This is a genomic window from Mesorhizobium sp. M1348 (genome assembly GCF_040317925.1).
Classification (GTDB): Bacteria; Pseudomonadota; Alphaproteobacteria; order Rhizobiales; family Rhizobiaceae; genus Mesorhizobium.
The window spans coordinates 336,457-355,780 of the sequence record NZ_JAMYLH010000001.1; the positions used below are offsets into that span (position 1 = coordinate 336,457).

At 62.1% G+C, this 19,324-nt stretch carries 17 protein-coding genes and 3 pseudogenes; 6 read left to right on the forward strand and 14 right to left on the reverse strand.

Going from position 1 to position 19,324, the window contains the following annotated elements; translation table 11 throughout:
• Window positions 1-23: 23 nt before the first annotated feature.
• The 3 genes from NKH13_RS01720 to NKH13_RS01730 all read left to right on the forward strand — a co-directional run bounded on the left by NKH13_RS01720 (window position 24) and on the right by NKH13_RS01730 (window position 4,286).
• A complete protein-coding gene (locus NKH13_RS01720; protein ID WP_352910110.1) occupies window positions 24-899 on the forward strand; it encodes a DUF3313 domain-containing protein in 876 nt (291 codons plus the stop codon).
• Window positions 900-1,032: 133 nt separating this feature from the next.
• Window positions 1,033-2,160, forward strand: coding sequence for a UDP-3-O-(3-hydroxymyristoyl)glucosamine N-acyltransferase (lpxD, locus tag NKH13_RS01725; RefSeq protein ID WP_352910113.1), 1,128 nt, complete (start codon window positions 1,033-1,035; stop codon window positions 2,158-2,160).
• A 677-nt stretch (window positions 2,161-2,837) separates the two neighbouring features.
• On the forward strand, window positions 2,838-4,286 hold the full coding sequence (locus tag NKH13_RS01730; RefSeq protein WP_352910115.1) for a tyrosine-type recombinase/integrase: 1,449 nt from the start codon (window positions 2,838-2,840) through the stop codon (window positions 4,284-4,286).
• A 165-nt stretch (window positions 4,287-4,451) separates the two neighbouring features.
• On the opposite strand, the gene NKH13_RS01735 is transcribed toward NKH13_RS01730, so the two are convergent.
• The 5 genes and pseudogenes from NKH13_RS01735 to NKH13_RS01755 all read right to left on the reverse strand — a co-directional run bounded on the left by NKH13_RS01735 (window position 4,452) and on the right by NKH13_RS01755 (window position 7,005).
• Window positions 4,452-4,655: a hypothetical protein gene (locus NKH13_RS01735; protein WP_352910117.1), complete on the reverse strand. Its 204-nt coding sequence runs from the start codon at window positions 4,653-4,655 to the stop codon at window positions 4,452-4,454.
• 14 nt (window positions 4,656-4,669) lie between these two features.
• A pseudogene (locus NKH13_RS01740) lies at window positions 4,670-4,997 on the reverse strand (uracil-DNA glycosylase family protein); the annotation flags it as partial.
• The gene (locus NKH13_RS01745) at window positions 4,937-5,548 is read right to left on the reverse strand and encodes a glutathione S-transferase (RefSeq protein WP_352910119.1); all 612 of its coding nucleotides are present in this window, start codon (window positions 5,546-5,548) and stop codon (window positions 4,937-4,939) included. The gene NKH13_RS01745 and the pseudogene NKH13_RS01740, both read right to left, overlap by 61 nt.
• Before the next feature lie 67 nt (window positions 5,549-5,615).
• Window positions 5,616-6,089, reverse strand: a complete 474-nt coding sequence (locus NKH13_RS01750; RefSeq protein ID WP_352910121.1) for a methyltransferase family protein — start codon at window positions 6,087-6,089, stop codon at window positions 5,616-5,618.
• A 22-nt stretch (window positions 6,090-6,111) separates the two neighbouring features.
• On the reverse strand, window positions 6,112-7,005 hold the full coding sequence (locus NKH13_RS01755; protein ID WP_352910123.1) for an NAD(P)/FAD-dependent oxidoreductase: 894 nt from the start codon (window positions 7,003-7,005) through the stop codon (window positions 6,112-6,114).
• A 288-nt stretch (window positions 7,006-7,293) separates the two neighbouring features.
• Here NKH13_RS01755 and NKH13_RS01760 point away from each other — a divergent pair, with 288 nt between their 5' ends.
• Both NKH13_RS01760 and NKH13_RS01765 read left to right on the forward strand, forming a co-directional pair.
• Complete coding sequence (locus NKH13_RS01760; RefSeq protein WP_352910127.1) at window positions 7,294-7,944, forward strand: TetR/AcrR family transcriptional regulator; 651 nt, start codon at window positions 7,294-7,296, stop codon at window positions 7,942-7,944.
• Window positions 7,945-7,978: 34 nt separating this feature from the next.
• Window positions 7,979-8,840: pseudogene (locus NKH13_RS01765) on the forward strand (class I SAM-dependent methyltransferase).
• Between the two features lie 619 nt (window positions 8,841-9,459).
• Here the strand turns inward: NKH13_RS01765 and NKH13_RS01770 are convergent.
• The 6 genes and pseudogenes from NKH13_RS01770 to NKH13_RS01795 all read right to left on the reverse strand — a co-directional run bounded on the left by NKH13_RS01770 (window position 9,460) and on the right by NKH13_RS01795 (window position 14,274).
• The gene (locus NKH13_RS01770) at window positions 9,460-10,641 is read right to left on the reverse strand and encodes an arabinose transporter (protein ID WP_352910129.1); all 1,182 of its coding nucleotides are present in this window, start codon (window positions 10,639-10,641) and stop codon (window positions 9,460-9,462) included.
• A gap of 40 nt (window positions 10,642-10,681) precedes the next feature.
• Window positions 10,682-11,110, reverse strand: a complete 429-nt coding sequence (locus NKH13_RS01775) for a lipocalin-like domain-containing protein (RefSeq protein WP_352910131.1) — start codon at window positions 11,108-11,110, stop codon at window positions 10,682-10,684.
• Between the two features lie 50 nt (window positions 11,111-11,160).
• Window positions 11,161-12,176: pseudogene (locus NKH13_RS01780) on the reverse strand (zinc-dependent alcohol dehydrogenase family protein).
• 25 nt (window positions 12,177-12,201) lie between these two features.
• A complete protein-coding gene (locus NKH13_RS01785; RefSeq protein WP_352910134.1) occupies window positions 12,202-12,597 on the reverse strand; it encodes a (R)-mandelonitrile lyase in 396 nt (131 codons plus the stop codon).
• A gap of 19 nt (window positions 12,598-12,616) precedes the next feature.
• The gene (locus tag NKH13_RS01790; RefSeq protein WP_352910136.1) at window positions 12,617-13,087 is read right to left on the reverse strand and encodes a cyclophilin-like fold protein; all 471 of its coding nucleotides are present in this window, start codon (window positions 13,085-13,087) and stop codon (window positions 12,617-12,619) included.
• Window positions 13,084-14,274 carry an MFS transporter gene (locus NKH13_RS01795; RefSeq protein WP_352910138.1) on the reverse strand — a complete coding sequence of 397 codons (1,191 nt, stop codon included), beginning with the start codon at window positions 14,272-14,274 and terminating at the stop codon, window positions 13,084-13,086. The genes NKH13_RS01790 and NKH13_RS01795 overlap by 4 nt, the downstream gene beginning before the upstream one ends.
• Window positions 14,275-14,425: 151 nt before the next feature.
• On the opposite strand from NKH13_RS01795, the gene NKH13_RS01800 reads away from it, so the two are divergent.
• Window positions 14,426-15,319 carry a LysR family transcriptional regulator gene (locus NKH13_RS01800; protein WP_352910140.1) on the forward strand — a complete coding sequence of 298 codons (894 nt, stop codon included), beginning with the start codon at window positions 14,426-14,428 and terminating at the stop codon, window positions 15,317-15,319.
• 64 nt (window positions 15,320-15,383) lie between these two features.
• Here the strand turns inward: NKH13_RS01800 and NKH13_RS01805 are convergent, their stop codons facing one another.
• From NKH13_RS01805 to NKH13_RS01815, 3 genes are read right to left on the reverse strand one after another with little or no spacing between them, the layout of a single operon-like run.
• A complete protein-coding gene (locus NKH13_RS01805) occupies window positions 15,384-17,768 on the reverse strand; it encodes a xanthine dehydrogenase family protein molybdopterin-binding subunit (RefSeq protein WP_352910143.1) in 2,385 nt (794 codons plus the stop codon).
• Window positions 17,765-18,757 carry an FAD binding domain-containing protein gene (locus NKH13_RS01810; RefSeq protein ID WP_352910145.1) on the reverse strand — a complete coding sequence of 331 codons (993 nt, stop codon included), beginning with the start codon at window positions 18,755-18,757 and terminating at the stop codon, window positions 17,765-17,767. The genes NKH13_RS01805 and NKH13_RS01810 overlap by 4 nt, the downstream gene beginning before the upstream one ends.
• Window positions 18,754-19,245, reverse strand: coding sequence for a (2Fe-2S)-binding protein (locus tag NKH13_RS01815; protein WP_352910148.1), 492 nt, complete (start codon window positions 19,243-19,245; stop codon window positions 18,754-18,756). The genes NKH13_RS01810 and NKH13_RS01815 overlap by 4 nt, the downstream gene beginning before the upstream one ends.
• Window positions 19,246-19,324: the final 79 nt, after the last annotated feature.

The following is a 19,324-nucleotide window of genomic DNA, read 5'->3' on the forward strand; positions in this document are numbered from 1 at the left end:
CCCAAGCCCAACAGGAGAACGAAGTGCCAAATTTCCATACAAACCAGGCTGCCGGTCGGCTGCAGCATAGATCGATCGGCGCCGCGATTCTGCCGTCGCTGCTTGTATCGGCAGTTGCCGGCTGCACCTCGGTGCCACTCCAGCCGGACAACTCGCTGGCCTCCTATGACGGTCTCACCAAGGTCGACGGGCGAATAAGGAAGGCAGAGTACAAGGCTGTCCCCGAGGATCTCGACGTCAGCAAAACAGTGTACATTGAGCCTACGCTGGTTTCGCCAACCGCAGCGCAATCCTCCATAAAACCCGCCGATCAGGCCTTAGTGGCAACCGTAGTTAGCCGCGCGCTTTGCGTTGGCGTCAGCGATCGTTTCGTAGTCACGGGAGACAGAGAAAGCGCCGATCTGGTTGTTCATGCGACGGTCACCCGCATCGTGCCAACGAACGCCACAGTCGCCGGCCTGTCGACCGCGGCGTCGATTGGGGCTTCGTTCGCGTCCTCCTCCGTCCCTGTCCCGAGGATTCCGCTGGGACTGGGCGGGCTTGCCGTCGAGGCCGAGGCGACCACGAAGGATGGAAAACAGGCGGCTGCGATGGTGTGGTCGAAGGGCGCGAATTTCGTGACAACAGGCGCGCGGATGTCACAGATTGGCGACGCCTACTCTCTGGCGGAGAGTTTCGGAAGCGACTTTTCCAAGATGCTTGTCACGGGCAAAACACCATTCAAGTTTGGCTTCCCGAAGCTTCCGTCTTATCAGAAGCTGAAATCCGGGCTCGGCGGCAAACCCAAATATCAGGCTTGCGAAAGGTTCGGTCGGTCGCCAGGCCTGAAGGATTTCGCAGGCGGGCAACTCGGTTTGCCGCCGTCCTGGACGGACAAGCCAGCTCGTCCGCAAAGCTAGAGCAGAATTTGTATCGACCAACTCCATCGCCGGACATCCGGATTAATGGACTGCGCGTCCGTATGCGGACCCGCGGTAAGTCGGTCGGCCTGCACTCCCCTGCCCCCCGACAGGCCGACCGACGCTTTGATGAATGCAAATCAAATCAAACCAAAACCAGTCCTGTCATGAACCGAGCCTGATCGTGCCGCCGATCTTTCAGCCGAGCGGATTAGCTTTAGCCGAACTCGCCAAAGAGGCGGGAGTGCTGCTACCCGCAGCTGCCAACCCAGACATGCTTCTGCAGAGCGGGGCGAGCCTTGAGACGGCACGGTCGTGGCATATCGCGTACATTGATCATGCACGCTACACGAACGCCTTGCGCACCACCAAGGCCGGCGCTTGCTTTGTCACGGAGCGCTTCGCCCATCTGGTGCCGCCTGGCACCGTTCCCATCACCGTTCGGGATCCCCGCCTTGTTTATGCCAAGGTGCTTGCCCGGCTACACCCCGAGGCATTGCGAACCCCGCCGCTTTTGGGCAGCCCTGATGTCACCGAGGGATGTTTTGTGCATCCATCGGCGCAGATCGGCGCCGGCGTCGTGCTCGATCCTGGTGTTGTCATAGGAGATCGGGTGTTCATCGGAGCCGGCACCACAATAGGCGCCCATGTGGTGCTGGGTCCAGACGTGGTGATCGGCTGGGACTGCTCCATCGGCCCTAGCGTCTCAATAGCCCATTGCAGCTTAGGTGATCGGTCGATCGTCTATGCGGGCGCGCGTATAGGCCAGGATGGTTTCGGCTTCGCGATGAGCGGTTCAGGGCATGTAAAAGTCCCGCAACTCGGCCGCGTCACGATCGGAAACGACGTCGAGATCGGAGCCAACAGCACGGTCGATCGCGGTAGTGCGGGCAATACTGTCATTGGAGACGGAACAAAGATCGATAATCTCGTCCAGATTGCGCACAACGTACGGATCGGGCGTCATTGCGTGATCACTGCCCAGGTCGGGATCGCGGGCTCGACCGTGCTGGAGGACTACGTAGCGGTGGGCGGCCATAGTGCGATTGCTGGCCATCTGCACATCGGCCAGGGCGCTCAACTTGCCGCGGCCTCGCGGTTCATGAGAGACGTGCCGGCAGGCGAACGCTGGGGCGGAATGCCCGCCAGACCACTGCGAGAATGGTTCCGCGAACAAGCAACCCTCAAGAAATTGGCGAAGCATCGCACCGGGGCTGACTCTGTAGCCATCTCATTCGCGGCCTGGCTGTCGAAGCTGTGAGCTCAGATATAATCCAGTGTTCCGCGGTGTTGGCCGGGCGCGTTTCGAATACGGCTCCATAAATGATGTTCTGCGACTTCTATGGTCGAGTACGTCTCATGTCGGTCGCCCACGATGGCTCCGCACATGACAGGGCACAAATGCAGCGCCGCTGCGGCTGTGATCAGGGTACCGTCATATGTCCAGAACCAACACTTTCAAAGAAACCGCATGCAGTCGCTAACGACAGCAGCGTCCCAAGCCTGTCTGGAGTGGGACGAAACCCGGCGCTGGGTCGGGGGCGTACGAGCATCCAGCCATCTCCTTCGAGGTCGATGCGCAATCTTTTTTGCCTTGAAAACTCGGCGGATACAGAGACGGGTTGCGCGGCTCAGCCAGACTGTCCGGAGAAGGCTGCGCTAACTCTCGGATAAGTCGACCGAATTTCGAGCCAGCCTACATAAGCTATGTCTACAGTGACTGAATGGTGATCCCGACAGGAATCGAACCTGTGACCTACAGATTAGGAATTTGTCAGACGGCCTTTCCCATTGTTTCCCAATGCCGGTCGTTGTACGATTGCGCTGTCACTAACATATTAAAGTTGTTGCGATTTTCGTACTGAGCGGCTATAATGACGTAGACAAACCAACAGATCGAACTGGTCGCAATCCCCGTACTAATCCCGTACTAATTGCATGGCAGACCTTCGAATCCCCCTTACAGACCGCGCCGTTGCACGCCTCCAGCAGGCGGCTTCGGGCCAGTATTTTGCTCGGGACACCGACCTGCTGGGCTTCATGGTGCTCGTGGGCAAACGAAAAAAAACGTTCGTCGTCCAGGGTGATCGAATGAAGGCGGGCAAGCGTCTGTCCGTCCGGATGAAGGTTGCCGAAGTTGGAGAACTCACAACGCGCGCGGCGCGGGCGAAGGCCAAGGACATTCTCGGGAAGATTGCCAACGGCATTGATCCTCGCGCGTCGACGCGCAAGCGGGACGGCGAAGCTGTAGCGGTCGATCTGCCGTCGATTACGAACCCCACGCTGCGCACTGCCTGGGAGCGCTATCGCGACGGGCATATGAAGAACAAAGGCCGCAGCAATGGGACGATCAATAACTATCGGGATCACATCGAGCGGCTCTTGGCCGATTGGCTTGACGAGCCGCTTTCCAAGTTGGGTAACGATCCTTCCCTCGTGACTGTGCGGCACGAGAAACTCACCAAGAGAAACGGCGCCTATATAGCCAACGGCTGCATGCGAACGTTACGCGCTGTTTACAACCACGCTCGCAAGGTCGCCCGCACGCTGCCGGCGGACAACCCGGTCTCGGCCATCGACTGGAATGCCGAACATCGGCGCAACACCGCGCTCGGGCTTTCGGATCTGGAGGAATGGTTCACCCAGCTCGCGACTTTGAAGAACCCTGTTCGGCGGGAGCTACATCTGTTCATGTTGCTCTCAGGCCATCGCCCTGAAGCGATCAGGAAGGCGCGGATCGACCATGTCGATTTTCGCGCGCGGGTCCTGCACATACCCAGGCCGAAGGGTGGTGAGGTCAAGGCATTCGACATACCGCTTTCGCGAGCCATGATCCGCTGCCTGGTGAGAGTGATGCGCATCGGTAGGGCTCTCTACGCCGAGCAATCGCGTGACTGGCTCTTCCCGGCCGACAGCGAAAGCGGTCACATCATCGAGCACAAAGAGAAACGCAGCGATCTGTCGAAATGGGGGAATGACCTGCGGCAGACCTTCCGCACGATCGCCCAAGCCGCGGGCGTTGCGGAGTTGGACGTCCATCTTCTGATGAACCACTCGATCCCGGGGGTTAACGCAGGCTACATCACACGCAACAAGCTGCTGAACGATCACCTGCGCCAGCAGCAGGAGACCATCTCACGTCGGATGCTCGAAGCTGGACGTTCGCGAGAGAACGGACCGGTGCGTCGCACTACTGGCTGGCCCGTACTTCCAAGCAGGCGCCTGCTTTCTGGTCTGATGAGTGGCAAGGATTTGCGGTTTCGAGCAATGGAAGTCGAGTCCTGCGCCAAACAATTTGCGGAGTATTGGGGGTTCGAGTCCGTAGAGCGCTACCGCCTTTCTCCCCACTCAAAAGACTTGCGGTATTTTCTGCGAAGTTGGGCGTGACGGAGCTGTCTTGGTGCTGCAAGAACGGTATGGAACGCGAAAGTCTGACCGAAGCCGACGAAGGTTTTTCGTGGCGCGAACGGCAGCTTCGCGCCTAATATCGGCTAGCGTCGTAGGAATTGATGCGATGACTGATCAGCGCGTCACGAGCAATTGAGGGTCCATTCACAAGATTGGAGTGCACCCATGTTTCGATCGAAAGTTGTCGCCCTTGCGTCGCTTGGCCTCGTCCTGGGACTTGCCGCTGCCCCCGCGCCCCTGCAGCGGAGTAGGCGTCGGCAGGATCGGTGCGAACGCCTTCGCGACGCGAAGCCGGCCATAGACGTTGACGTCGAACATCATGTCCACGTCGGTCGCGATTTTCGCCAAATCCGAGACTGCCTGAAGCCCATCGGCACGATGACGAATTTCTCAATGTCGTAGAATTCGTCGCCGGTCACCTCAAGTCGGCTGCGCAGGCGGTCGCCCGAGGCATCGGTGAAAGGCATGCCCGACAGGTGGATCCCGGCGCTTGGCTGGCGATCAGGATGCGGGCGCTGGATGATGGCCGCAGCACCGGCGCGGCTCATGCGGCAGCGGTTTGCCGACGGGATTTTCGACGCAGATGCGGCAGGCCCGAACCGTCGCTGCAAAACTGTCCAGTTCCACGCTCAAGCGGCGGCACTCGGCCGGCTGGAGACCGCCTGATGCCAGCGCAACACATTGGTGTATTCATCCGGCACCTTGATGCGCGCCGGATTCATGAAGTCGACCGCGATCAGACCGGTGATATCGGCAATCGAATAGCTGTCGCCGGCGACGAATTCCCGGCACGCCAGCTCGTCGTCGAGGATTTTCAGGAATGCGACCGCCTTCGGTTTGTTGGCCTCGCCCCATTCGGGGATCTGCGGGATTTCCAATTCCTTCATGGCCGGATGGATATGGCGAAAGGCCTGCGCGACGGAACTGAGCAGGTTGAACTCCATCCGCCTCTGCCACATCTCGACCTGCGCCTTGCCGAGCGCGCCACGCCCGAACAGGGCGGGCTCGGGGTGCAACTCCTCGAAATAGCGGCAGATGGCGACGGATTCGGTGATGATGGTGCCGTTGTCAAGCTCCAGCACTGGCAGGTGTTGCAACGGATTGCGTGAGCTGACCGTCTGGCTCTTGTGCTCAAGCGCGCCCATGTCGACCGACACCAAAGGAACCGCGATCCCCTTCTCAGCAAGGAAAACGCGAACCCGCCGCGGATTGGGCGCTCGGTCGCTGTCGTAGAGTTTCATTCGATACTTCCTTTTTCTTCCCAGCCAATGCTGGTTTCGGGCCCCGCAGGCGGCAGCGGCGGAATGGTCAGAGCCATCGGCGAACCTCGGCCTTGTAGCGGCGGTAGTCGTCGCCGAACTTCGCTTCGAGATAGCGCTCCTCGCGGGCGATCACCTGCGTCTGGATCGCAATCAGCACCAACGGGAGCAAGGCGAAGGCGATCGGCCCGTCAAAGCCGGTCGCAAGGCCGGCATAGATAAGCGCCATTCCGAGATACATCGGATTGCGGGTCCACCGATAAGGACCGGTCGTTGCGATGAGCGTCGTTGGCTGCGACGGCGGAACGTTGGTGCCCAGCCGCCGGAACAGCCTCGCCGCCGCAAGCATCATCGCCGCGCCGGCAACGAACAGCAGCGCGCCCGTCGCGACCAGCAACCACCAGTCGATGCCGAAAGAGCGCAGGGTGACGAATCGCTCCGCCGCCAGCCCCAACAGCAGCGCTCCCAGATAGACGAAAGGCGGAGGGAAGCGCACACCCGCGCTGTCCGGTTCGACGGTCATGCTCATCCTCCAGTCTGTGCTCTCAAACCAGCATCGACTGCTGGGCGGAGATACCCGCCGTCGCGCCCTGCGATATTGCCGTGGTGACCGAAGCCATGGCTGGGTTTGCAAGATCGCCGGCGGCGTACATGCCGGGTATGCTGGTTTCGCGGCGCTCGTCGGCCTTGAGGGCGATGCCGAGGGGCGTATTGACCGTGGCGAGGCCCAGTGATTCATGCAGGCTTGCGGACGGCTTGTTGCGCGGATGCGCGAATAAGATATCGACTGCGACATCGGGGGCGGTATCGAGCTTGACGGTGGCGTTATGCCCCCCGTGACGGGCGATCCCGGTGATCCGGCCATCGACGACAGGTATGTTGCGGCGCGCCAAATCGGCCCGGATATCGGGTGCAATGTCGTGACCATCGGCGAAGACCGTCAACGTGTCGGTCCAGTCGTGGTACAGCCTGACATAATTGTGCGACTGTGGGCCGGACCAGACGAGGCCCCAATGCTGGCCGGCGACTTCAAAGCCATCGCAATAGGGGCAGGGTACGATGGACGTGCCCCAGCCTTCGGCAAAGCCCGGAACATCAGGCATCTGGTCGGCGACGCCATAGCTCAGGATCAGGCGGCGCGCCCTAAGGCTTTCACCATAGGCAGTGAGGACGGAGAAATCGTCGATGGCGCCGGAGACGCTGTCGGCCCGGGCACTGGCTAGCCTGATCGTGGGATAGCGCGCCAGCTGCTGCCGCGCTTCGGCCAGGATGTCCAGCGGTGGCTTGTGATCGTGGCCGAGCAGGCCATGCGAGTGGCCGGCGAAGCGGTTGCGCGGCAGACCGGTATCGAGAACGGTGACCTTGCGGCGGGCACGGCCGAGCTGCAGGGCGGCGGCGAGACCGGCAAAGCTGCCGCCGATGATGATGACGTCATCCATAGTGATGGGCTCCGTGTTGCGGTTGGAGGGGTGTGGGCTGGGCGTGTCGCGAAATAGCGTCCAGCGATACGCGCTCGAGACGGGCAGCGAGCAGGGCTCCGGCATCGCCGAGACAGTCGCCCATCACTGTGTTGACCGGCCGGACGATGCCGCATTCGATATCTCCGGGCGGCCTCGGGAAACTTGATTTGGAGGACAGGGTAAAATCCAATCTTTGGCTTGCATATTTCTGAAACTGCGTGGTATCGTAATGCAAGGATTAGGATACTGTCAAGTACTGGAATTGCCGTGACCGAAAATAGCAAGGGCCGGCGCGGCCGGCCCGCCAACGAGGCGCTTGGCCAAACGATACTCGACGCTGCGTCCGAACTCTTTGTGGAATTGGGTTTTCAAGCGACGACATTGGACAAGGTCGCCCAGCGGGCGAAGATATCCAAGCTCAGCATCTATCGGCACTTCGAGAACAAGGAGGCGCTGTTCAGCGCGGCCATCGCGTCCGGCTGCCATCAGTTGTTTGCACCACAGGCCCTTCTTGAAGGCCTCGACGGTTCGGTCGAAGATCAGCTCATGGCGGTGGGATCATCCCTGCTTCGCACGCTGTTGAGATCAGACGTCCGCAGTGTCGAAGCCATGGTAATGGCCGACCAGACGAATCCAAAGTCGTTAAGCAAGCTCCATTACGAAGCCGGCCCCTCCCATGTCATCGCCCAGATCGAGGCCCTGTTGCGTCAGTTGCACGCAAAGGCGGTTCTGAACGTGCCCGATTCTCTCCGGTCCGCCCGCTTGTTTGCCGCGCTTTTCAAAGGATCCGATCTCCTGATTATCGCACGCTTCGATGAGGCGAGAGCAGCGGACGACAACGAAATCGATTCCTATTGCCGGTCCGCCGTCGCCATGTTCATCGCCGCGCACGGTGGCAACGACCACGCGGGCCGATAGCCTAGTTAAGAACGGATCAGAACAAGGATATGGCATGGCAGAGAAAAATGTTTATCAGGTAGCCGACTGGAATGGCCAAAGCGGGGAGCGCTGGGTCGCTTACCAGGCCCGGCTCGATGCCATGATGGCGGTGTTCGGCCGGGCCGCGATCGAAGCCGCCGCGCCCGCCACGGGCGAACGCGTGCTGGACGTCGGCTGCGGCGCGGGAGCGACTAGTCTGGATCTGGCCGCCCGCGTCGGCGCGGGGGGCCATGTGCTGGGCGTGGACATATCCGAAGCGCTAATCAGCAGAGCGCGCGCGCTAGCGCCACAGGATACGCCGGCCGTGTTCCAGGTGGCCGACGCCAGCAGCACCGAATTGCCCCAGGGCGCGTTCGACATCCTGTTCTCGCGCTTCGGAGTGATGTTCTTTGACGATCCTACGGCGGCCTTCACTCATATGCGCCGTGCGCTCAAGCCGGGGGCGCGGGTCGCTTTCGTCTGCTGGCGCGGCATGTTAGAACGATTGGGTGCGCTTGCCGATGGGCGCGATGAAGGGCATCCTTCCGCCGATGACGCCGCCCGGTCCCGAAGCGCCCGGCCCGTTCTCGTTTGGCGACCAGGGGCGGGTGGCGCGTATTCTAACGGTGGCTGGCTTCACCGATGTCGCTATCGCGCCCTTCGATGCCTCCATCCCGTTCGGCAAGGGGGAGACGCGGGACGCGGCGCTCGACGACGCGGTGAAGATGACACTCGAGGTCGGCCCGCTGTCGCGCGCTCTCGCTGATCAGCCCGACGACATCCGCGCCAGCGCCTCGGCAGCGATTCGTGCCGCCTTCGCGGGCTGCCCCGGTGAGCGGTCGGTGATGATCGACGGCGCGGCGTGGATCGTCACCGCGCGCAATCCGGCAAGCTGACAGGGACTAACAGGGGTAGACGCCCCGTCTCGATGGCTCGGCGTCGGCCGTGACGCGATAGACCCGCACTGCTTGCGGCCGGAACGCAGAGGAGATAGGGCGGCGGGCTTTTGTCCCAGGTCGCACCGATGCCATTGGTTTATATCGCGCTCATCGGCGATTACCTCTGGAACGATATTGACCGCCCCCTCGAACGGCCAATCCGAATGTCTGGTCGGCAGCGGATGGGAGCATCCTGTTCGGAGCGCCAACCATGCAGCATTGAAATTATTTGTGAAATTTTTCCGAAGGCGCTACCAAATATGCGGAAATTTCTAACTATTTCAATAACTTATTCGATTTTTGGTAGCGGGAGAGCGCTACCGCCTTTCCCCCCACTCAGAAGACTTGCAGTATTTTCTACGGTGTTGGGCGTGATGGACCTGTCTTGGTGCTGCAAAGACCGGTGGAGAACGGGAAAGTCTGACCCGAAGCCGACGAACGTTTTCCACGACGCGAACGACAGCTTCGCGCCCAATGTCGGCCGTAGAAGTCGATCTTGCCATTGCTCGGAAGCAGACGTCGCCCGAAGCGGGAGCGATCGTGGTTGCGCGACATCTCGAGCCCAGACTATCCGGCTCTATAGTGGAGCGTTGCGGCGACTCAGCAGCAGAGCGATGCCCAACGCCGGAAGCGTCGCCGTCGCGACGGCCAGGAAGACGAATTGCAGCCCGGCCGACGCAGCCACCAAGCCGAGCGCCGGACTGCCGAAGCCGAGCGCCACGTCGAGGAAGACTGTGTAGAGTCCCATGGCCAGGCCGCGGCTGCGTGGCGGAAGACGGCTTACGGCCTCGGCACCGAGGCCTGGATAGACCAGCGAGTAGCCAAGGCCAGTCAGGCCCGCTCCGATGGCGGCGAGAACGGGCCCGGGCGCAAGCCAGATCAGCATGAGCCCGACAGCCTCGACCGCCACGAAGATCGCGGCGACGCGCGCACCCCCCAACCTGTCAGGCAGGTGACCGAAGCACAGCCTTGCCACGATCAGCGACGCGGCATAGGCGGTGAAGGGAAGCCAGACCGGCTGCCAACCGCGTTCGGCAAAGAGCAGGGCGCCGAAACCCAGAATCGCACCATAGCCGAGGCTGCTAAAAGCTGCTCCCACTCCGGGAAGCCAGACCGCTTGCGCCACGCCCGTCCATGAGTGTCGCGCGGCGCTCGCGGCGAGACTGGTGCCACGCATAGGCAGGATGGCAAGCAGCGTCGCAAGCGGCAGGCCGACCGTCGCGACTGCGATCGCGGCGAAGCCGCTCGCCGCGTGAAGCGCAGATCCAATCGGCGCGCCTAGCGCGAGCGCCGCGAACATCGCCGTGCCCACCCAGGCTATGACCTTTCCGGAGTTCTGTCCGCCCGCGAGGGAGAGGCCCCAGGCGACGCCGCCGGTGATGATGAAGCTCTCGGACGCGCCCAGTACGGCCCGACCGGCGAAGAGCGCCGATGCGGACGCTACCGGCCGGTCGAGCAATGCCAGCGAGCCTAGGTAAATGAACCCCGCCAGGGCAGCGGCAATGAGGCCGACGATGACGGCCCGCTTGCCGCCGCGCCCATCGGCATAATTTCCGGCTCCAATGCGCGACAGCATCGAGGCGACGAACTGGCTGCCCGTCACCAGCCCGACCGCGAAAGGGCCGAAGCCGAGCTGCTGGTGAAGATGCAGCGGCAGGACGGGTAGCGCCAAGCCGATCAGTAGGAAGCCGGCGAAGACAGCCGCCATGATTGGCACCAGTTCCGCCATCACGCCATTTCGCTCTGAAGTCCGCGCCATTGCCGCCACCGATAACACTTTGACAGCCGAGCTGTTCCGATCAGTAACGTGCGTAGGTCACGCGCCAGCCTTCGGCCGGATTGTCCGGCGTGAGGACCAGTTTGTTGTCCGAGACTTCGAATTTGCGTTTCATGCTCTTCCCGACAAGGTTGCGGACCAGGGAGGACTCGATCGTGATGACGAAGGTCTTGTCCTGGTCGTTGATGGCGACCGGCCCGTAATAGGCTTCGTAGCCATTCTTTGTGTAAGGCGTGTCCGGCGCCTTGGCGTCGGGGTTCTGGGCCTGCACCGTGAGGGTGCCGGCCTCGGTGAAAATGACCTGACCGGAATACGGTACGGGCTTGAGATTTCCGCCTGCGCTGACCTCGAGCGACGTCATACGCCACGCACCGACGATCGGGGACTCTTGCGAGAAAGCCGGCGTGGCGACCGAAAGCGCAAGGGCGGCTATCTTCAATCTCATCGTCATATGCGTTGTTCCTTTTCTGATTTGTGGGTGCCCGTCCGCCCAATCTTCGCTCAAACCGAAAGCATGACCTTGATGGCGCGCCGCTCGTCCATGGCGCGGTAGCCTTCAGCGACCTCGGCCAACGGCAGCTTGAGGTCGAAGACTTTGCCGGGCTTGATCCTGCCGTTGAGCACACGGTCCATAAGGTCGGGCAGGAAGCGGCGCACCGGCGCCGGGCCGCCGAGCATGCGCTTCTGGCCGAAGAAGAGGTTCTGGCCATCGAAGCTCACGCCATGCGGCACGCCGACATAGCCGATGGTGCCGCCGGGGCGAGAGCAGGCCAGCGCCTGGTCGAAGGATTCCGCCGTGCCGACGCATTCCAGCACCGAGTCCGCGCCGACGTCCTTGGTGAGCTCTTTGATCCGGGCCACACCTTCCTCGCCGCGCTCGGCGACGATGTCGGTGGCGCCGAACTCGCGAGCGAGTTTCTGGCGGCTGGCGTGCCGGCTCATGGCGATGATGCGCTCGGCGCCCATCTCCTTGGCCGCAAGCACGCCCATCAGGCCGACCGCACCGTCGCCCACCACAACCACCGCCGATCCTTCTCGGACCTCGGCTGCGTCGGCCGCATACCAGCCGGTGCCGAGCACATCGGACACAGCCAGCAGGTCAGGGATGAGTTCGGCCGGCGGCACCTCGGCGGTGGCGACCAGTGTGCCATCCGCCAAGGGCACGCGGGCGTAAGGCGCCTGCGCGCCCGACATGAACTCGCGCTGCACACAGGACGACTGGAAGCCAAAGCGGCAATGCGGGCAGGTATTGTCGGACAGGCAGAACGAGCCGACGACGAACTGGCCGGGACGGACCGTGCGCACCTCTGCGCCGACCTCGACGACGATGCCACAATATTCGTGGCCATATGCATAGGGCCGTCGACCGGCTGCAGCCCGCGATAGGGCCACAGATCCGAGCCGCAGATGCAGCTTGTCGAGAGCTTGATGATGGCGTCCGTTGGCCGCATGATTTTCGGATCGGCGATTTCCTCGCAGCGGATGTCGCCCGGTTTGTAAAGAAGGGTTGCGAGCATTTTGGTTCCTTTCGAGTGGAGAAGATCAAGCGCCGTAGTCGGCGTCGCTGGCATGTTCCAGCCAGTCCACGACCTTGCCGTCTTTGACCTCCTGAAGGGCGATGTGGGTCATGGCGGTCTGAGGCGACGCGCCGTGCCAGTGCTTTTCGCCGGGCGCGAACCAGACGACGTCGCCCGGACGGATTTCCTCGACCGGGCCACCCTCGCGCTGCACGCGACCAAGGCCGGAGACGACGATCAGCGTCTGGCCGAGCGGATGCGTGTGCCAGGCGGTGCGGGCGCCGGGCTCGAAGGTCACCTGTGCGCCTTGGACCCGCCCGGCATCGAAGGGATTGAAGAGCGGATCGATCCGCACCGTTCCGGTGAACCAGTCAGCCGGCCCCTTGGCGGAAGGCCTTGTGCCTGCGCGAAGAATGTCCATGGTGATCTCCTTTGTGTCCTCAAATGCGTTCGATGCGAAGCGGGAACTCGCCGCGAAGGTGCAGGGCCTGCTCGCCCTCATCGAAGCGGCCGAGCCTGATCAGCCCGGGATGGCGATAGTCGGCGTAGAACATGGCCAGGTTGCCCCAGGGCATGAAATAGCACAGGTCATAGGGCTGCTCGTTGGCGAACGGACCGCTTCCCTCTTCAGTCAGCTTGCGCGGCAGATAGGCGATCTTCTCGTTATGCGCGTAGTCCTCGATCTCGAGATCGAGCGGCAGCATGGAGAAGAAGTCGCGCGCCGACGGATTGTCGTAGAGCGTGGCGGTCATGGTGCGGCCGTTGAAAACCATCCTGATCTTCATGTCGGTGGGCTCCTGGCTGACGGGGACCTCGCCTTCTTGGCTGGCGGCTGCGCGAGCCAGAGCCGCCACCGCGAGCGCGGCGCCGAGCAATGTCCGGCGGCTGAGCTGCGCACGCTCGATGGTCATGGCAAAGACCTCCGGGTCATATGCGATGCGGCCAGGGCGGCGAGCGCCGATCCGCAGAGCAGCACCGCGCCTAAAGTGAACGCTCCCCACCAGCCGACCGTATCGAAGAGCGTGCCGCCGATCGCGGCACCGCCTGTAATGGCGAGCTGGATGACGGCTACCTGCAACCCGCCGCCGGCCTCTGCGTCGTCCGGCAACGTTCGGCTGAGCCACGTACCCCAACCGACGGGCGCGGCCGTGCCGAAGAAGCCCCAGGCAACCAGCAATAGTGTTGTGGGACCGGGGAGTGCACCGAGAGCGATGAGCGCAGCGGCCAGCGCGGCCATGACCAGCGGGATGACGATGAGGATGCTGAACAGGCGCGTGCGCAAAAGCAGGCCGACGCACCATGTGCCGAGCACCCCGGCCAGCCCCATCGCCAGCAGGATCGCTGAGAGGGCAGCGATGTCGAGCCGAGTGACGCGCTCGAGAAAGGGCCGCAGATAGGTGAAGAGCGCGAACTGACCCATGAACAGCATCATGATCGACGCCATGCCGGTGGCGACAGGAAGACGGCCGAGCAGCGCCAGCGGATTGCCAGCACGCTTCCTCCGGCGCGGGGGCAGCGCCGGCAGGCTTATCCACTGCCAGACCAGCGCCAGGAGCCCAAACGGCACGACGAGGAAGAAAGCGCCGCGCCAGCCGACATAGGCGCCAAGAAAACTGCCCAGCGGCGCGGCGATGGTGGCCGCAATGGCATTGCCAGCGTTCAGCATGGCTAGACCCTTCGGAACCATGTCTTGCGGCACGAGGCGCATGACGATCGCGGTCGACATCGACCAGAACCCGCCGATCGCGATGCCGAGCAGCGCTCGGCCGACCATGAGGAACGCGTAGTTCGGCGCGAAGGTGACAGCCAAACCGGACACGATGAGGAGGAGGGTGAAGCCGGTCACGACCAGTCGGCGGTCGATGTGGCGCGTGAGGCCGGCGACCAGCAGGCTGGTCACGACGGCGAAAACGCCCGAAATCGAGATCGCCTGGCCCGCGCGGCCCTCGGTGATGCCAAGATCGGCCGCGAGCGGCGACAGCAGGCTGACCGGCATGAATTCAGACGCGATGAGCACGAAAACACACAGCGCCATCGATAAGACCGCGCCCCATGCGGCGCGGTCTTCGACAAGCCTTGTGTCGTAAGTCGTTTCCATGATTGGCATCCTTGCAAGGCGACTGGGGCGGATCAGCCGCCCATCCCCGTCGCCATGCCGGAAGGTATTGCAGAGGAACCCATTCTATTAGACTGAGTAATTCGCATGGACTTATCTGCTTGTGATATAAATGTCAGACGAGAGGTGCCCTATGCAGCGCGATGGCATGAAGGATCTGCTCTGGTTCGTGGCGGTCGCCCGGGAGCGCAGCTTCACCAAGGCGGCGGCCAAGCTCGGAACCTCGCAGTCGACCCTGAGCTCGACAATCAAGGAACTTGAAGCTCGTCTTGGCGTCCGCCTGCTGACACGGACGACGCGGAGCGTAGCTCCGACCGAGGCCGGCGAGCGACTTTTCCAGTCTCTTGTTCCCCGCTTCGAGGAAATCGAAGCCGATCTTGCAAGCCTGGTGGCCTTTCGCGACAAGCCCTCCGGAACGGTCCGCATCACGCTGTCCGACCATGCGCTCCAGACCACCGTCTGGCCGAAGCTGCAGCCCGTGCTCAGCGACTATCCTGACGTGCGCGTCGAGCTCTACAGCGACAACGGCTTGAAGAACATTGTCGAGGAGCGCTTCGATGCCGGCGTGCGGCTTGGTGAGAGCATCGACAGGGACATGATTGCAGTGCGAATCGGGCCGGATTGGAGGCTCGTGGCCGTGGCTTCGCCGGAGTACTTTTCCCGCCATCCGGTTCCGACCGCACCCCAGGATCTGGTCGATCATGACTGCATTAATATGCGGCAGGCAACGTTCGGCGGATTATATGTCTGGGAATTCGCCAGGGATGGCCGCGACCTTCGTGTGCGGGTGGAAGGCCAACTCACCTTCAATTCGTCCATTCCCATGATCGAGGCTGCGATAAGCGGTTTCGGGATCGCCTATGTCCCGGAAAACCTCGTCAGCCACCACATCGCCAAGGGATGCCTTAGGCTCGTGCTTGACGACTGGAGTCCGCCATTTGCGGGCTATCACCTCTACTACCCGAGCAGGCGACAGCTCTCGCCTGCGATGGCGGTGATCGTGGAGGCGCTCCGCCATCGTATCTGACCCCTTTAGAAGCGTACTCTTTGAATGCTCGCCTATTCGCGCAGCAAGGGTCACCAGAGGCGCATCAAGCGAGCTTTTCCAGCGTGATTGGAAGGCTTCGAATGCGTTTGCCGGTCGCGTGGAAGACGGCATTCCCGATCGCTGGGGCGACCCCTACGACACCGATCTCGCCGACTCCTTTGCCCCCCAGAGCAGTTGCCTGCATGTCCGGAATACCAACCGAAATCACTTGGATGTCGGGCACATCGGCGTTGACCGGGACGGCATAGTCGGCAAAATTCGCGTTGATGGTGCGTCCGTCCCGCTGGTCGACGTAACCCTCTTCCAGGAGAGCTTGCCCGAGACCCATCACCATACCGCTGATCCACTGGCTTTCGGCAAGCTTCGGATTGAAGATCCTGCCGCTGTCGAATGCCGAGACCATGCGCTTGACACGGATCGTGCCAAAATCCTCATCGATGCGAACTTCCACGAAATGCGCACACCAGCTATGGGCCGAGACGCCTCCTTCCACCGCGCCCTTCAACTGGGCGAAACTGCGGTCGGCCCCATTCTTCGTCTCTTCGGTGGCGCCTGGAGCAAAGGTGTTGCCCTCGATTTCCAGTTTGTCTGTGCCCACTGCCTTCAAAAGTTCCGCTATGCTGATGCCGCCGGTCGGGCGACGGGTCGGCCGTACCGAGCCGTTTTCGAACGTGAGGTCAGTCGCCTTCGAGGCTGCCAGCGGCGACTTCGGATCGGATGCGGCAAGCGCCAGGAAGGCATCCCGTGCATTCTTGGCCGCCTTGTTCACCGCTCCCGTCAGGTTGTTGGCCTGCTGGGAGCCGCCAGCGAGCGCCGATCTGGGGAGGATGGTATCGCCAAGCCGCACCGCGACGGTCTCGACGGGAACACCCAGAGCGTCAGCCGCGGTCTGGGCGAGAATGGTATAGGTCCCCGTTCCCATGTCGGTGCCTGCGCTGAGGACTTCGATCTGTCCACTGGCATGGAATACGATCTTGGCTTCGCTCGCAGTCCGGATCATGGGGTATGACCCGGCGGCCATTCCATAACCGATCAACTCGCGGCCTTCGCGCATCGAGCGAGGGGCCGGGTTCCTGTTCCACCAGCCGATGGCTTCCGCGCCGGCGGCATAGGCTTCGCGCAACTGTCGAGTGGTCCACGGCATACTGTTGCTGGGATCGATCTCCGCCCAGTTGGCAAGGCGAAGCGTGATCGGATCAATGTTGAGCGCGTACGCCAGTTCGTCGATCGCGCTTTCAAGAGCATAAGCACTGGGGTTTTCGCCGGGGCCCCGTTTCCAGCCAGGCTGAACCGTATTGACCGGCACGACGTTGAGACGTGACGAGAAGTTCGGCGTCGCATACATGATTTTCGTCACATTGTTGCAAGCCTCGATATGGACTTCGTCGATCGCTGTCTCGTTCCAGCTCTCATGGACAATCGAGCTTATCTTTCCGTCCTTCGAGGCGCCGATCGACAGGGTCTGCCGGGTTGCCGGTCGGCCGCCAAGGCCGGTGAAGGTCTGCGGTCTAGTGAGAGAAACCTTGACGGGCCTGCTGAGCCTCCGTGAGGCCGCGCAAGCCAGCCCCACATGTGGATGTGCCCCGATCTTGGACCCGAACCCACCGCCGACGTAAGGCGAGATCACCCGCACATTTTCGATGTCGATGCCGAGCCATTCCGACACGACGCTTCGAGCCCCGCCAACCCACTGGCTGGGCTCCCAGACGGTGATTTTCCCGTTCTCCCAGGAAGCGATGCAGGCATGCGGCTCTATCGGCACATTGTATTCGCGTGATGTCGTGTAGGTGACGTCTACCTTGACCTCGGAATTGGCCAGGGCTGTCGCGGCATCGCCCCAGGCAGCACCCATGGGATCGATGAGCTGGGCTTTTGCCTTGGGATCGTTGATGTCGAGAATAGGGTCGCCGTCCTCATATTCCACCTTGAGAAGGCTTGCCGCTTCCGTTGCCTGTTCAAAGGTTTCAGCGACCACGAGCGCGATATGCATGCCGTTGAAGCGGACCACATCGTCCTGAATTGGGGTAAATTCCTCGGTGGCTCCGCCGCCCTTGCTGTAGACGGTCGGCTTGTTGAGCTTCAGGGAATTCTGCGCGGTATAGACGTCCAAGACGCCCGGCAGAGCCTTGGCGGCCGAAGTATCGATATTGACGATACGCCCTGCCGGCCGTGTCGATTGGACGGAAACGCCATAAGCCAAGTTCTCCAGCTTCTGCTCGATCGCATAGCGGGCCTGCCCGGTGACTTTCAACGGGCCTTCGGCGCGCGACAGACGCGCACCGAGCACAGAGCCCTTGGATTTAGTGGGATCGCTTGCAAAAGCTGTTTCGCCCGACAAGCCAACCCCAGCGGTGGCCACAGCGGCTGCGCCTGCTCCGAGTTTCATGACGGTACGCCGGTTGAGTTCGAACTCGTTGCCATGTGTCATGCGATATCTCCTACCGTCATCAGGGCGCGTGCCACGACCTTCGGTGCCAGCTCGATTTTGAACGCATTGTGTCCCCTCGACTTTGCGCCATCGACGGCAGCTGCAGCAGCAGTGCGGAGCGTTGCCTCGTCGAGTGTCTTTCCCTTGAGCGCATCCTCGACCGCACGAAGGCGCCATGGCTTGGTGGCAACGCCGCCAACTGCAATGCGCACATCGCGGATCGTCTTGCCGTCCGCTTCCATCTCGATACCAACGGCAGCACTGGCTGCCGCGAACTCATAAGACGCGCGATCGCGGACCTTGAGATAATGGGAGCGCTTCAACGCGGCCGAACGCGGGATCTCGATCCCGACGATCATCTCGCCTGGCGCCAACTGGTGCTCGAGATGGGGGGTATCGCCCGGGAGCAGGAAGAATTCGTCGACGGGAATTTTGCGTTCGGAAGCTCCCCGGACGATGACCGTGGCGTCGAATGCCACCAGGGAAACTGCAAAATCTCCCGGATAGATCGCTATGCACACGTCACTCGTGCCAAGCACCGCGTGGTTGCGGTTGACACCCTCGAGCGCTGCACATCCGGAGCCGGGACTGCGCTTGTTGCAGTTCGAATAGGCGCCGGGGTCGCGGAAGTACGTGCAGCGGGTTCGCTGCATCAGGTTGCCGCCGATGGACGCCATGTTGCGTAGCTGCGCCGAGGCGGCGCGCCACAGGCTTTCGGAGAGAACCGGTGCCGCTTCCTTGATGTCTGCGTGGGCCGCGACCTTGCTCATCTTGGCAAGGGCGCGGATACGAATGACATCCGCAGACACCTCGATCGTGTCGAGCCCGGAAAGGCGGGTGATGTCCACCACGCGGGCAGGGCGCTCGACATTCAGCTTCATGAGGTCAAGGAGCGTGGTGCCGCCCGCGAGAAAAAGGGTCTCGGGCTTGGCAGCCTCAGCAACCGCCGTTGCGGCGTCTTCGGCGCGGAGATACTCGAACGTTCTCATAGTGCTGCCTCCTTCTTGAGGCGGCTGGCGGCATCGCGCACCGCGGCGACGATATGGGGGTAAGCGCCGCACCTGCAGATATTGCCGCTCATGTATTCGCGGATGTCCTCGTCCGTACCGGCGTGGCCTTCGCGAATACAGGCAACAGCCGACATGATCTGGCCTGGGGTGCAATAACCGCACTGGAAAGCGTCGTGCTCGATAAAGGCAGTTTGAACCGCGTGCATCACACCGTCGGCTGTCTGCAGGCCCTCGATCGTTGTGATCTGACGGCCCTCGACCTGGGCCGCCAAGGTGAGACAGCTCAGAACGCGCTCACCTTCGACGTGAACTGTGCAGGCACCGCACTGGCCGTGATCGCAGCCTTTCTTCGTGCCGGGCAGGTTGGCATGCTCGCGTAGTGCGTCCAGCAGGGTCACGCGTGCATCAAGATTGAACTGGTGGCGGCGGCTGTTGATGTCCAAGGCTAGCTGTCGGGGCTCTGACATGTCGTCTCCTCGAGTGGCGGGCGGGGATTGGGACTTCTCGCGAAGTCGACCGGACCGACGAAGCCTGCGGCATCAGTCG